Here is a 13,309-nt window from a genome sequence, read left to right as displayed (position 1 = left end):
TAATTGGTGATTCTTCATGATGCAAAGATAACAAATACTTATGAAATTATGTGCCTGAGAGGAGAGGGCTTGCAACTGGGTTTTAGGACTGACCCGTTAATAGGTTATACCATCGGAGAACTCCATGGCTGGTAACGGAAAGCCGCGTAGCCATTATCTCCAATAATAACGGACTATTGATTTATGGCATCAATCTTATTTCTTATTATTGGCAGCATCCTCTTGCCCTGCTTTAGGCTCTTTTTTAGCGAGCATCACTACTTGAAATATAAAATCGGTGATCCATTTTTGTGAAAATCCCAACCGATGGTTGTATTTGCGAATGCCCAAAGCGGTTTTCATAACGCTTGCGTCCGTGAAATTGTTTTTCGTGAAAATGTCGTCAACGGTTTTCTCGGTCATGGTATAGATGGTCTTCTTGAAAATGGATGGCACGCGCAATTTGAATTTCATAAGGTTGCTTACCGTCATCATGAGGTCTTGCGAGAAGTTCTGAAACTGAACCATGTAGACTTGTACGTCGGTAATGCGCTTGCAGTTTCGGCGTATGCTCTGGTCTATTTCCTTGAAGAAGCTGTCGTCGGTTCCATAGATTTCTCTCATCATCTTTTTGCACTGCGCTTTCTCTCCCTCGCCCAATTTGTTGTTTAGGGTGGGCACGCGGAGGGTGTTTTTGAACATCCGCAAGTCGGGCAGCATGCCCAAATTGGTGATACCTAATTGAGAGGCTAACGCGGCTTGGAAGTATACGCGCACCAAGGTCATGTAGTCTTGCATGCCTCCGGTTTTCTCGTCTTGCGCCTTTCCGCCGAATATTTTTGACAAAAATCCCATAAGTGTATTGGCTTTACAGTGTGTGAGTTGTAAATGTAATTAGTGTTTGCAAAAGTAGTACAATATTGCGAGAACTCAAAATTATTTAAATAAATAGTCGTCGAGCCATCCCAAAAAGAGAGTTTGCGTGTGACTTTGTGGCCAAAAGTGGCTTGGCAAATGAGTTTTAGCGATGTGAGTGTATGATGGTTGCGTGTTATTTTGATGGAAAATCTTAAAAAAAACGTGTGTTCATGGTGTCGTGTGAAATTATTTACATACCTTTGCCGGCATAAGAACGAATGGTTTTGTAGTATCTATTCTTCACAATGCCCTTCCTCCCAAATCGTGGCGGATGTGTCATCGTAATAATTGACCTCAAAATAATGTTTCTTGTAGCTTACTGTAGGGTGGACAGAAAGTTAGATTTTGAGTAAATCGATGATGGGCGTTTTTGGGCTGTTAGGACAGCGGTTTATCTCCAATATCTTTCTTATCGCGTTCGGGGCAAGAGCGCTTTCCATGGTTTGCTGGCGGCGGTGGCTCGCGGTTTTGCGACCTTGTGCCATTGTCATGAATGGAGTGATAAACCAATTTTATTTGTAATATTAAAAAAGTAATGAACATTTTTGTATCAAACATCAACTTTCGCACTCAGCAAGAGAGTCTTGAAGAACTTTTCTCTAATTATGGTGAGGTGGAATCCGCCCATATCATCACAGACCGTGAGACTGGTCGCTCGCGTGGTTTTGGCTTCGTGGAGATGCCCAACGACGATGAGGCCAACGCTGCCATTGAGGCCTTGAATGGCAAAGAATTTGAAGAAAAAGAACTCAACGTGAGCCAGGCTCGCCCTCGTGAGGAGCGCAGGCCTCGCGCCAACTTTGACGGCCAGCGCAGCTACGGCCGCGACACGCGTGGCGGCTATGGTCGTGACAATCGCAGGTCGTACGACGAAGACCGCGGTGGCTATGGTCATGGTGCGCGTGGTGGCTATGACGATAACGATGGCTACGGCCGCGATGACCGTTACTAATCTGCCTTGACACATTCGCGCCATGCCCTGGCCGTGCTCTGGGTGTGGTGTCAAGCCAAGCGCATGGTGATGTTTTTACTCTCTGCGCTATGGCTATCTTTAGAGGCGACAGGTACAGGCGCGCATGGTCACAATACCATGTGCGCCATATAATATAAGGTGGGTAAGCTTTTCAAAATTAAATTGATGGTTTGCCTTCTTGTCTTTTATCTCTCACTTGGTTAGCGTCTTCATGTCGCCTTGTTGTCGTTACCTTGTCGTTTATGGGTTGTGTGGTTTGGCATGGCCCCTTTTTATTGCCTGATGTCGACTGAAAAAATAGGCACAAATATGATGAAAATAATTTTTGAGGCTTACATATAGTCGTTAATTTTCATTGTACACTTGCAAGATTACAATTTATTTGAGTAACTTTGCAATTGTTATGGCAAAACCTGATACAGACCAACAGTTTAAAGATGTTATGGCAGAATGCCGTGAGCTTTTTGCCAAGAAGTTGCATGATTATGGGGCGTCGTGGCGCATATTGCGGCCGTCGTCGCTTACTGACCAGCTTTTTATCAAAGCCAAGCGCATTAGGTCGCTTGAGATATTGGGAGAATCGATGGTGGGCGAGGGTATCAGGCCAGAGTTTGTGGCGCTTGTCAATTATGGCATCGTGGGATTGATACAGATAGAACTCGGGTTTGCCGACACCGTGGACATGACCGTGGAGGCAGCGTTGGCCTTGTATGATGAGCATGCTCGGCAGGCTTTTGAGCTTATGACCAAGAAAAACCACGATTATGGCGAGGCATGGAGGGATATGCGGGTGAGCAGCTATACAGACTTGATACTCACTAAGATAGAACGCGTCAAAGAATTGGAAGACATTGCTGGTGAGGCATTGGTTTCCGAGGGCATTGACGCGAATTATCTCGATATTATCAATTACGCTGTTTTTGGCGTGATAAGACTCTCGGAAAACAACCCCAAAAGTTGATTATGCGTGGTATAGACACTCGATAACTCAAGCGGATAACAAATGTGGCAAGACGATAACAAACAGACAGGCACGCGCTCTACTGGCATTGAGCCCGCGGCGATGACGCCGACCTCACGAGACACTGAACATGGCGTTGGCGTGCGTGATGGATGGTTAGTGCGCGTGGTCGTAAACGTGTGTCGATTAGTATTGGGTGCCACACTTGTACTGTCGGGCTTTGTGAAAGCCATCGACCCATTGGGCACGCAATATAAGATACAAGACTATTTGACAGCTGTTGGATGGCCAGGTATAGCTCCCGATGTGGTGACGATAGGCGCTTCGGTGCTATTGTCAGCCTTTGAGTTCTCTATTGGTATATTTGTCTTGTTCGCTATCCGCCGCCGTTTTGTCTCCAAGTTAGCTTTGGCGCTCATGTCCGTGATGACCATAGTCACGCTATGGATATTGGTGGCCAACCCCGTGAAAGACTGTGGGTGTTTCGGTGATTTTGTCGTGCTGACCAACGTGGAGACATTTCTCAAGAATATCGTGCTGCTGGCTTGTGCCATTGTGCTGGCCAAATGGCCTTTGGCAATGTATCGTTTCCTCTCACGCTCCACCCAGTGGATAGCCATTAATTTCACCATCTTGTTCATTATCGTCACTTCTGGTTATTGCCTCTACAAACTGCCGATATTTGATTTTCGCCCCTATCGCGTTGGCATGAACATCCTGAAAGGAATGGAGATACCCGAAGGCGCTCCACAGCCTAAGTTTGAGACAACCTTTATCATGGAAAAAAACGGTCAACGCAAGGAATTCTCGCTTGAGAATTATCCAGACTCCACGTGGCAGTTTATCGACTCGAAAACCGTACAGATCGAGCCGGGCTATGTTCCTCCCATCCATGATTTCTCCATACAGCGAGCCGATGGCTATGACATCACAGAGGAGACGCTGTCGCGTCCGGGCTATCTCTTCCTGCTTATATCGCCCCATTTGGGTAGGGCCAATGACACAAACTTTGGCGATATAGACCAAATCTATGAGTACGCGCGACAAGCGAAAGTACCATTCTATTGTCTGACGGCATCCTCCAAATCTGAAATAGACCATTGGAAAAATCTCACTGGTGCCGAATATCCATTCTATTTCACTGATGAGACCACCCTTAAGACTGTCATTCGCAGCAATCCCGGGTTGCTGTTGCTCAAGGATGGAACCATCATCAGAAAGTGGAGCCATAACGGTTTGCCCAAAAGTGCCGAGCTGGTTGAGCCTCTCGTCAAGTCGGAGATAGGGCGTCCGGCGCCCGACACCGTGGGCAAAATTGTCGCGCAGGTGCTGGCTTGGTTTTTTATACCCCTCATCTTGCTCACCTTGGCCGATCGCGCTTGGGCTTGGAGTGGCAGACTGAGACGCAAGACGAGGAATGTGAGCGATAAGCGAGAGGGAACAGTTGAAAACGAATAGTGATATAATACAATCAAGAAATTTAATTTTAAAAAGCAATAATAATGAGAAAGAAAATTGTAGCAGGAAACTGGAAAATGAACAAAGATCTGCAAGAAGGCGTGGCATTGGCTAAGGAAATCAACGACATGCTCGTTGCAGACAAACCCAATTGTGAGGTGGTGATATGCACACCGTTCATCCATTTGGCCAAAGTGGCCGAGGTGTTAGACGAGAAAGTGGTGGGCTTGGGCGCCGAGAACTGCTCTGATAAGGAGAGCGGCGCCTACACTGGCGAGGTCTCAGCGTCTATGGTAAAGTCTACTGGCGCACAATATGTGATACTCGGGCACTCTGAAAGGCGCCAATACTATGGTGAGACGGCAGCTATCCTCAAGGACAAGGTGGCTTTGGCGTTGGCCAATGGCTTAAAAGTGATTTTTTGCTGTGGCGAGACTCTTGAGGAGCGCGAGGCCGAAAGGCAAAACGAGGTGGTAAAGGCCGAGTTGGAAGGGTCTGTTTTTCATCTCTCAAGTGATGAGTGGAAGAACATCGTTTTAGCCTATGAGCCTATCTGGGCAATTGGCACTGGCAAGACCGCCACGTCTGACCAAGCCGAGGAAATGTTGGCCTACATTCGTTCTATTGTGGCCGAAAAATATGGCAAAGAAGCAGCTGACAACACTTCTATCTTATATGGAGGAAGCTGCAAGGCGAGCAACGCCCCCGAGCTTTTCGCCAAGCCTGACATCGATGGTGGTCTCATTGGTGGTGCCTCGCTGAAGGCGCCCGATTTCAAAGGCATCATCGACGCATGGAAAAAATAATGACAAGGACCGTTGATTGATATTGGGAGATCTGGGCTGGAGGGCGAAAGCCTGTATGCTAAACGCGCTTAGCGATCGCTCTCCAGCTCGTTATTCCCATTTTAGCCGAATGAAATGCACGGAAGATGACATGCCATTGCGGTCGTGGCGTGAATGGATTTAAGTTCGATACTCTATGAATAGAAAGAAACATGTAGCCCTTGGCATGATGATTTGGTGCTTGGCTCTCAATGCCGAGGCACAGACTTTTCTTGACCATTTAAGACATAACAAAGACGCAAAAGGTAAGGTCACTGTCACCCAAAGCACCACAATAGATGAACTTGTGAACCATTTAGGCGCGACGGCAACACTATCCAAACCCGCCAATGGCATTGCCAAACCAGCGAATAGTCCGTCGGCAGGTGGCGCCACAGCCACCAAGCCTGTACAGGGCGTGACGAAACCACATGAGAAAGCGTCGGAATATGCACCTGCTCATCGTAATGTCGACACGGGTAAAACTTTTGGAAGCACTTCGCACGTAACCGCCAAGCCTGAGAAAACAGAAATAGAGGTTGAGGCTCCAGTGGTGGATATGAGCAAAAAGGTGATGCGTGGCAGCAGAAAAATCAGTGGCTACAGAGTGCAGGTTTTTGCCGGTGGCAATACGCGCAACGACAAGTTGAGAGCTCAACAGATAGGCAATGCCGTTAAGCTGCAATTTCCTGAAGAGCCGATTTATGTGCACTTTTATTCGCCAAGATGGATTTGCCGTATGGGAAACTATCGCACTTACGCAGAGGCAAACCGTGTGTTGAGACGCATTAGGGGCATGGGTTATCGGTCGGCGACCATTGTAAAAGGCAAGATAACGGTGCAATATTAGTGTTTCCGTGAAGGTAACATTCACATTTAATTATTATACAATATCTACATTATACCTATAATACTATGATTTTGGAACCAGGATACCGCAAGGGGTTAGATGAACTTGCGGCCCATTACAAGGAGATTTTGAAACTTTTGGGCGAGGATCCAAGTCGTGAGGGGCTTGTAAAGACTCCCATGCGTGTGGCTAAAGCCATGCAAACACTTACCCGTGGCTATTTCGAGGATGCCCATCAGGTGCTTAGGGATGCCCTTTTCAAAGAAGATTACAACCAGATGGTCATCGTCAAGGACATCGATTTCTATTCTATGTGCGAGCACCATATGTTGCCATTCTACGGCAAAGCCCACGTGGCCTATATCCCAAATGGGTATATTACAGGTTTGAGCAAGGTGGTTCGCGTGGTAGATATACTCAGCCACAAGCTTCAAGTGCAAGAAAGACTGACCCAACAAATCAAGGATTGCATCCAAGAGACACTCCAACCGCTTGGCGTAATGGTCGTCATAGAGGCCAGTCACATGTGCATGCAGATGCGTGGCGTGGAAAAACAGCATAGCGTTACTACTACCTCTGACTTTTGCGGGGCTTTCAACCAAGCCAAAACGAGGGAGGAATTTATGAACCTTATAAGACAGAAATAATGATGAAAAAGTTAGCTTTATTCTTGACTTGTGCCATCGTTGTATGTAGCATGGCATCTTGTTTGGATGACGACAACACCCAAAACGTGTTGACACAGGAGAAAATGAATGCAGCCGTCAAGACAATGGAAGGCACTTATCACGGCAAAATGGTGTATACGTCAGACCCAAGACAGATCCCTGACACGATTAAAAACATTACTTGGACAGTGGACTCTGTTATCACCATTAAAGACTTTCCACGAAGTATTTTCTCCCAAAGTTTAACGCCACAAGCCAACCCGCAGCTTTTGGATGCCTTGAAGAACTTGCCCAATGAGGACTTAAAATGCAACATTGGCTTTTACAGCGTTGAGGACGACTTGTACACTCTAAACGTTATGCCACATAATATTGATTTCAAATGGAAGGTTGATAATACGGAGCACGATAGCCATATTGTCTTCTTTAATGGCAATGAGACGTCTGTTGGCATTTACAAGATATCTACTAAGGAGATGGTATTTATGATGAACACGTATGCGTTGTATATTGACAAGGTGACGCAGACGAGCGACTTGTTCCGCAGAACCGTTTTTAAACTAATAGCAACATCAAAAGGTTAAGTCCATGAAGTTTATTTCCTGGAATGTAAATGGGCTTCGCGCATGTGTCAAGCCCAAGACCGACAAGGAGGGAAATGTCGTTAGCGAGGGCTTCGAGAAAGTTTTTAAGAGCCTCGATGCAGATTTTTTCTGTCTGCAAGAAACCAAGATGCAGGCTGGCCAGCTGGACTTAGAGTTTGAGGGGTACCGTTCTTTTTGGAACTATGCCGTGCGCAAAGGTTATAGCGGTACGGCTATCTATGCTCGCCATGAGCCATTGAGCGTGATGCGAGGGATGGGCATTGAGGAGCACGACCAAGAGGGAAGGGTTATCACGTTGGAGTATCCCACGTTTTATTTAGTCACTGTTTACACCCCCAACTCTCAAGAAGCTTTGCCCGATGAGGTCAAGCCCAGACGGCTAACGTACCGTATGGAGTGGGAGGATGCGTTCAGAACGTATTTGAAAAAACTCGACGAGCACAAGCCTGTCATTGTTTGTGGTGACCTGAACGTAGCTCATGAGGAGATAGATATCAAAAATCCCAAGACCAATCGTAACAACGCTGGCTTTACCGATGAGGAGCGGGGCAAGATGACGGAGCTGCTCGGGGTGGGCTTTATAGACACTTTTCGAACAATGTATCCAGACCAAGTGACGTACAGTTGGTGGAGCTACCGCTTCCGGGCGCGTGAGCGAAACACCGGTTGGCGGTTGGATTATTTTCTCATGTCTGATCGATTGCGAGAGAAAATGATAGATGCCAAGATACACACGGAGATTTACGGCAGTGACCATTGCCCTGTGGAGCTGCTGCTTGACATACGTTGACTCGTTGGCACCGTGCGCCCATTTGGTGGTGCGTATGCCTTTGTCATAGACAAGTGGAATTTCATGACACATAAAAACCCACATTCTCACGAATGCGGGTTTTCCTTTTCTGTTTAGTAGTTATTGTTGTATTATTTATTGTAAGAGAGATTTATTTTATGGTTTGAAATACTAAACTAAAGGATTTCTTTATAGTTTCTTCGTTAAAAACATCCTTTTCTTATTGTAAAAGGCTTTTAATCTCTGAGAGAGACCTTTTCTCTTGTGTTCCGTCAGGATTGGTTACCATGAAATAGTCAAATCTTGACTTCCCATCTTTGTATGCTATCACGGCGACACTTCCATTGCGCATGTGCAGTGTGAAATAACCCTCACGCTTACCATTCAGGTATTTGCCATTGAGTTTTTCTTTGCCATTAACGTAGTAGGTGGTCACGGATCCGTTGAAAATGCTGTTTTTGTCATTGCCAAGGTCAATAAAGTCGTAACCGCCTTCGGCCTTCAGCGTGCCGTCCATATAGTAGTCTGTGAAGACGTCTTCTTTCTTGTTGCCGTTGTTTTGAGTGAGCAGCAGTCTGTAATAGGCCGCTTGATCTGCATGGCTAACCGAAGTTTGATCGGCTGCATAGTAAATGGTGTCTGCAACTACAACTGCTGTTTCGCTGACGTGCTTGCGTCCGAAACTTGCCATGGAAATGAGCATCATGGCTGAGATAAGTACGATATTTTTCATTTTTATTCCTCCTAAATATTAGGTTTGTTATAATTACGCTGCAAAGCGTATACATAAAATACTAACCGACCTAATTATTTAACAGTAATTTATAATTATTTTTCGTCGAATAAACAGTCGATAAAAACTTTTACCTTTCAATTTAAAACTTTATCAATATTTGCAGATTTGCTTACATATTGCAAGAATGTATGAGTTTAAACAGGGAGAATAACGCTATTTAATATCAATGTGTCATATTATAAGATGTATTTGCCATATAATTATTGGTAAAATATCGAAGAGAAATTAGTTTGTTTACGATATGATTGTAAATATAAATTACCTATAAAACAGATTGTTATTAAACACCCTTTGATAACTTTCAATATGACAAAATAGTTTCTTTTTGCCTATCAATGAGATGGCAATTATTTGGGTGTTCATGACAATGAAAGGTCGGCTTAAATCTGCGCGTGTTTTATTTTGAAAGTTCTACGGTCTGTTTCCCGACATATTGCAAGTTAATATTGATATTTTTCATGCTGTTAACGCAGCACAATTATCAAAGTAACAAAAAATGACCACCTATCGTTTTCAACTTCGCTCAATTCTCTTAATTTGGCCTATGTTTCATTATGATATCTTTCAGGTTAGTATTTTGGCCAAAGACATCCAAATCTACCGGTATCGCTATACCGTCCACGATACCTTGGTCAGAGTGTTGCCAGATGGTGGGTTGACCTATGCCGCTGATAATTGGTTCGTTCATGTTGTATCGCGCTAAGAACAACCGGTATTGATTGAAACGAGGTGCAAGGTTGGTATTGTAGAAATGGGCGTAGGAATAGATGATGGGTTGATTGTAATAGTGTTTCTCGATAAGTTGAGCCATCAGTTCCAAGCTGTCTTGAATTTGTTGTCTGGACCATCCTCTCACGCCTTCTTGCTCCACGTCTATCATAGGCACGACAGTCTGTTTTCGACGGTCCACCACGCTGTAGAAATTTTTAAATTGCTCTCGCACGCTACTTTTTGAGGTTAGAAAATGGTATGAACCTATGGCAATCCCAGCCTTTAGGGCTTGATTTACGTTTTCGATATAGTTTGTGTCTATGATAGTTTGTCCTTCAGTGGCCTTGATATAGACAAATTTCACGCAGGTGTCGCATGCCACTCGTTGCCAATCGATGGCGCCTTGGTGGTGCGACACGTCAATGCCATCGTAGTCGAGCTTGAGATGCCGGTTGGCGGTGGGATGTAGCTCAATGTCTCCGTCAAGCATTTTCTTGCCCGTCAGATGGTTCAAAAATGTGTCAGGAGCGATCAGGGCAATGACTATTATGCATAGGGCCATACCGATAATAGCCGATAAAGCCATGCGGCCAATCTTTTTCGTCCATTCCCTTCGATGCTTAAGATGTGTTTTTCTTGCCCATCTTTCATGGCTGTCGTTGTGGTGTTGATATCGCCGAAGCCACCTCAGCTGCCAGTGATTTCCATGCTGATGGTTTTCGCAACCATGTCTGTGCGGCTGTCTGTGTGTGTGGGTCTTCGGGCTTTTTGCCATGATTTAACCTGCTTTTTAAACAGAATATATTTTGTGTTGGGCCGGTGGTTTATTTTTTCAAGCGCACGAGCCTATTCTTTTCTCACCAAATTTCCCGAGAAATTTATCGTTTCTCTGTCGGATGAAGTAACGCTAAGGCTCACCTTGCCATCTTCGAATATCTCTATATAATAGGTGAGATAGTCTGAGTGATGCTGTGTTTTCAGTTCTACGCGCAGCTTTTTCTTCTTCTTTTTGTCTACGGTATAATACAGAATAGGCCCATCAAAGCAGAGTGGACTTTTGTTGTCGCCGTATGTATCTGCCCGATATGCGCGACCAAAGAATGGCAAGAAGCTGCGCAAACTGTCACCATCTACCTGGACAGAATAGTTTGAGGTGAGGAAGTGAGGCGTGAATGTCATTGGTGTCACGTAGTTGAACTCCATCGTGTAATTTTTGTTTTGGACAGAATGGCTTATCTCCGCAAATATTCTCTCCCGCTCGTCAGCTTTTTGTCGAGTAGTGGTCACCGTGGCACACCCTGTCAAGCAGCATGCTATGACAAGCAATTTCAGCACTGGTTTCATATTGTAATATTTTTGTCGCTAATATACTATATTTTCGTGAGACTACTGCCTATTTAATCTTTTTTGTCATACATTACAGATTTGTCATTATGTTTTGTCATGCAAAAGGTTGAGAAATAGATTAATTATTCATTTAATATTGCTACTTTTGTGTATTGATAATCATCATTAAAAACTTTCAAACATGAAACCTATCGTTTTAATTACTGGAGCCACCAGTGGTATTGGTGAGGCTTGCGCACGCAAGTTTGCCGAGGGTGGCTATCGCCTCATCATCACCGGTCGGCGTGATGAAAAGTTAGAAACTCTCAAGAACGGCCTTGACACCGATGTGTTGACACTGTGTTTTGATGTCCGAGATCGTGATGCCGCGCGCCGGGCGATTGAGACATTACCCGATGACTGGAAATGCATAGATGTGCTTATCAACAACGCTGGGTTGGCGCAAGGGTTGGAACCCGAATATGAGGGAGACTACGGAGATTGGGACAGGATGATAGATACCAATGTCAAGGGACTGCTTACCATGACTCGTCTTGTCGTGCCGGGTATGGTGAGCCGTAATCACGGCCATGTCATTAATATTGGCAGTGTGGCTGGCGACGCTGCCTATGCGGGTGGAAACGTGTATTGTGCCACCAAAGCCGCCGTAAAGTTGCTATCAGACGGTCTGCGCATAGACGTGGCGCATACGGCCGTGCGAGTGACCAACGTGAAACCAGGGCTGGTTCAGACTAATTTCAGCGCCGTGCGTTTTCACGGCGACGACCAGCGCGCTGCTGGTGTTTACAAGGGTATCAAGCCGCTCACTGGTGCCGATATAGCTGATGTGGCCTACTATGCAGCCTCCGCACCCGCGCATGTCCAGATAGCAGAGGTGCTCGTTTTAGCCACACATCAGGCTAACGGTAGCTGCATAGTGCGTCAATAAGAATGCGCCGTCGTGAGAGTATAGCCGGTCGATACGCCTAATTATAAGTGGCATTTTGGCCATTGCAGTATCTTTGGCACAATCATTACTTCGGCTCAGCTGATATTTAATGGGGGAGCAAAAGGCTCAGTAGGTATTTACTTTTGGGGGTGCCGCAGGTCCCTACGATTGCGGTAACCACGTAACTGCAAACAGGATAAAAACAGGAAGGCATGATGCAGGCTAAAAGTTCATACGTGTAAATTTCTTCCGCGCCCGGCCGTTTCTTGTATCCGGCGCGGCTGTCTCCATTCATTCTTTTGCCCCCCATTCCTCTCCTCTTGTTCTTCAATTTATAAAATAAAATTACGGTTTTTTTGATCATTATTTTCGAGTCATCCAGAGCAAAAAGGGCTATCTTTTTTTGTCAAAACCAAGTTGAGCATTACCAAAAATCATAAGAGTGCCGCGATTAGTGCTTTCTCATAGCCTGATTAGGCCTTATTGAGCGTGCAACTAATCAGCGAAAATAAGGAGATATCGAAGTTGGTGTAAACTGACTGATAATGAGCAGGAAACGGAATAATTTGCATAGAAGTGCTCTTTTCAAAAAGGGCAGGAATATGCAGATTTAGGCAGAAGTTCAGTTACCAAACCGTTACCCGATTTTGCCATAGGTAACGATGGAGCAATGTTCGGTAACTGATTTTTTTACTCGTGTGGCTGTTGCTGCGGTCGGCAGTTTTCTGCATAAGTGAGGAACGCTTTGAAATTGGTAATTTTGCCACAAAACATCAAAGCGTATGAAAACAGAAAAAATGAAGGTGTTGCTCTACCTCAAAAAGAGCGGACTTGACAAGTCGGGTAAGGCTCCGATTATGGGACGCATTACCATTGGGCGTTCCATCGCCCAGTTCAGTTGCAAGCTCTCCTGCAATCCTGACTTGTGGAATCCCCGTGAGAGCAGAATGGACGGAAAAAGTCGTGAGGCGGTGGAGGTGAATGGCAGGTTGGAGAACTTGCTGCTGTCCATCCAGTCAGCCTATCAGACTTTGCTTGCAAGAGGTTGCCCATTTGACGCAACCGATGTGAAGGAACAGTTTCAAGGAAGTGTGCAGACACGGTGCATGCTCATCGAAAGACTTGATATGCTCATAAAAGAGAAAGAAAGTCATATAGGTATAGACATCAGAAAAGAGTCCATGGCAAGCTATCACTCCACGAGAATCCACTTGCAGGAGTTCATCCAAAAGAAGTATAAGGTTTCTGACTTAGCCCTCTCACAACTGACAGAGAACTTCATCCATAAGTTTCAGCAGTACTTCTTGGGGGAGTGTGGATTTCAGGAAAGCTCATTCTACAATGTCGCCACCCATTTGAAAACGGTATGCAGGCTGGCTTACCGTGAGGGGTTGGCAGACATCCTGCTTTTCGACAAAGTCAAAATCAGCAAGGGTAACAAGAAACTCCCCAAAGCACTTGACAGAGGGGCATTTGAGAAGTTAAAGACTCTCCACTTTGA

General features: G+C 45.3%; 12 protein-coding genes and 1 pseudogene. 9 read left to right on the top strand and 4 right to left on the bottom strand.

All coding sequences use genetic code 11. The features are described 5' to 3' along the window. Window positions 1–195: 195 nt before the first annotated feature. The gene (locus C7379_RS12110) at window positions 196–834 is read right to left on the bottom strand and encodes a hypothetical protein (protein WP_116617506.1); all 639 of its coding nucleotides are present in this window, start codon (window positions 832–834) and stop codon (window positions 196–198) included. A gap of 598 nt (window positions 835–1,432) precedes the next feature. Between C7379_RS12110 and C7379_RS12105 the strand changes: the two genes are divergently transcribed. The 7 genes and pseudogenes from C7379_RS12105 to C7379_RS12070 all read left to right on the top strand — a co-directional run bounded on the left by C7379_RS12105 (window position 1,433) and on the right by C7379_RS12070 (window position 8,026). Further along, on the top strand, window positions 1,433–1,849 hold the full coding sequence (locus C7379_RS12105; RefSeq protein WP_116617505.1) for an RNA recognition motif domain-containing protein: 417 nt from the start codon (window positions 1,433–1,435) through the stop codon (window positions 1,847–1,849). 424 nt (window positions 1,850–2,273) lie between these two features. Next, window positions 2,274–2,831: a DUF1599 domain-containing protein gene (locus C7379_RS12100; protein WP_116617504.1), complete on the top strand. Its 558-nt coding sequence runs from the start codon at window positions 2,274–2,276 to the stop codon at window positions 2,829–2,831. A gap of 102 nt (window positions 2,832–2,933) precedes the next feature. Then, window positions 2,934–5,095 (top strand): annotated as a pseudogene (locus tag C7379_RS13165) (BT_3928 family protein). 175 nt (window positions 5,096–5,270) lie between these two features. Continuing rightward, window positions 5,271–5,963 (top strand): SPOR domain-containing protein, encoded by a 693-nt coding sequence (locus C7379_RS12085; protein ID WP_116617502.1) that lies wholly within the window; start codon window positions 5,271–5,273, stop codon window positions 5,961–5,963. 65 nt (window positions 5,964–6,028) lie between these two features. Then, window positions 6,029–6,610, top strand: coding sequence for a GTP cyclohydrolase I FolE (gene folE / locus C7379_RS12080; protein ID WP_116617501.1), 582 nt, complete (start codon window positions 6,029–6,031; stop codon window positions 6,608–6,610). Then, window positions 6,610–7,215 (top strand): DUF4840 domain-containing protein, encoded by a 606-nt coding sequence (locus tag C7379_RS12075; RefSeq protein WP_116617500.1) that lies wholly within the window; start codon window positions 6,610–6,612, stop codon window positions 7,213–7,215. The genes folE and C7379_RS12075 overlap by 1 nt, the downstream gene beginning before the upstream one ends. A 4-nt stretch (window positions 7,216–7,219) precedes the next feature. Next, window positions 7,220–8,026 (top strand): exodeoxyribonuclease III, encoded by an 807-nt coding sequence (locus tag C7379_RS12070; protein WP_116617499.1) that lies wholly within the window; start codon window positions 7,220–7,222, stop codon window positions 8,024–8,026. Between the two features lie 220 nt (window positions 8,027–8,246). Here C7379_RS12070 and C7379_RS12065 read toward each other — a convergent pair whose 3' ends face one another. From C7379_RS12065 to C7379_RS12055, 3 genes are all read right to left on the bottom strand, one after another. Further along, window positions 8,247–8,759, bottom strand: a complete 513-nt coding sequence (locus C7379_RS12065; protein WP_116617498.1) for a toxin-antitoxin system YwqK family antitoxin — start codon at window positions 8,757–8,759, stop codon at window positions 8,247–8,249. A gap of 595 nt (window positions 8,760–9,354) precedes the next feature. Then, window positions 9,355–10,119: a glycoside hydrolase family 25 protein gene (locus tag C7379_RS12060; RefSeq protein ID WP_165815073.1), complete on the bottom strand. Its 765-nt coding sequence runs from the start codon at window positions 10,117–10,119 to the stop codon at window positions 9,355–9,357. Window positions 10,120–10,379: 260 nt separating this feature from the next. After that, a complete protein-coding gene (locus tag C7379_RS12055) occupies window positions 10,380–10,877 on the bottom strand; it encodes a DUF4251 domain-containing protein (RefSeq protein ID WP_116617496.1) in 498 nt (165 codons plus the stop codon). A 184-nt stretch (window positions 10,878–11,061) separates the two neighbouring features. Between C7379_RS12055 and C7379_RS12050 the strand changes: the two genes are divergently transcribed. Next, window positions 11,062–11,808, top strand: coding sequence for an SDR family NAD(P)-dependent oxidoreductase (locus C7379_RS12050; protein WP_116617495.1), 747 nt, complete (start codon window positions 11,062–11,064; stop codon window positions 11,806–11,808). 782 nt (window positions 11,809–12,590) lie between these two features. Continuing rightward, on the top strand, window positions 12,591–13,309 hold a 719-nt coding region (locus C7379_RS12040), incomplete at its 3' end, for a phage integrase SAM-like domain-containing protein (protein ID WP_207773431.1).

The organism is Hallella colorans, assembly GCF_003096815.1.
GTDB lineage: Bacteria > Bacteroidota > Bacteroidia > Bacteroidales > Bacteroidaceae > Prevotella > Prevotella colorans.
Note: the sequence above shows the minus strand (reverse complement) of the source record. Positions and strands in the feature narration are given on the sequence as shown.

Excerpts from the sequence above, each read along its gene's own strand:
- C7379_RS12075 (WP_116617500.1), top strand. The coding sequence starts at position 6,610 with ATGATGAAAAAGTTAGCTTTATTCTTGACTTGTGCCATCGTTGTATGT.
- C7379_RS12110 (WP_116617506.1), bottom strand. The coding sequence starts at position 834 with ATGGGATTTTTGTCAAAAATATTCGGCGGAAAGGCGCAAGACGAGAAA.
- C7379_RS12100 (WP_116617504.1), top strand. The coding sequence starts at position 2,274 with ATGGCAAAACCTGATACAGACCAACAGTTTAAAGATGTTATGGCAGAA.
- C7379_RS12105 (WP_116617505.1), top strand. The coding sequence starts at position 1,433 with ATGAACATTTTTGTATCAAACATCAACTTTCGCACTCAGCAAGAGAGT.
- C7379_RS12050 (WP_116617495.1), top strand. The coding sequence starts at position 11,062 with ATGAAACCTATCGTTTTAATTACTGGAGCCACCAGTGGTATTGGTGAG.
- C7379_RS12065 (WP_116617498.1), bottom strand. The coding sequence starts at position 8,759 with ATGAAAAATATCGTACTTATCTCAGCCATGATGCTCATTTCCATGGCA.
- C7379_RS12055 (WP_116617496.1), bottom strand. The coding sequence starts at position 10,877 with ATGAAACCAGTGCTGAAATTGCTTGTCATAGCATGCTGCTTGACAGGG.
- folE (WP_116617501.1), top strand. The coding sequence starts at position 6,029 with ATGATTTTGGAACCAGGATACCGCAAGGGGTTAGATGAACTTGCGGCC.
- C7379_RS12085 (WP_116617502.1), top strand. The coding sequence starts at position 5,271 with ATGAATAGAAAGAAACATGTAGCCCTTGGCATGATGATTTGGTGCTTG.
- C7379_RS12070 (WP_116617499.1), top strand. The coding sequence starts at position 7,220 with ATGAAGTTTATTTCCTGGAATGTAAATGGGCTTCGCGCATGTGTCAAG.
- C7379_RS12060 (WP_165815073.1), bottom strand. The coding sequence starts at position 10,119 with ATGGCTTTATCGGCTATTATCGGTATGGCCCTATGCATAATAGTCATT.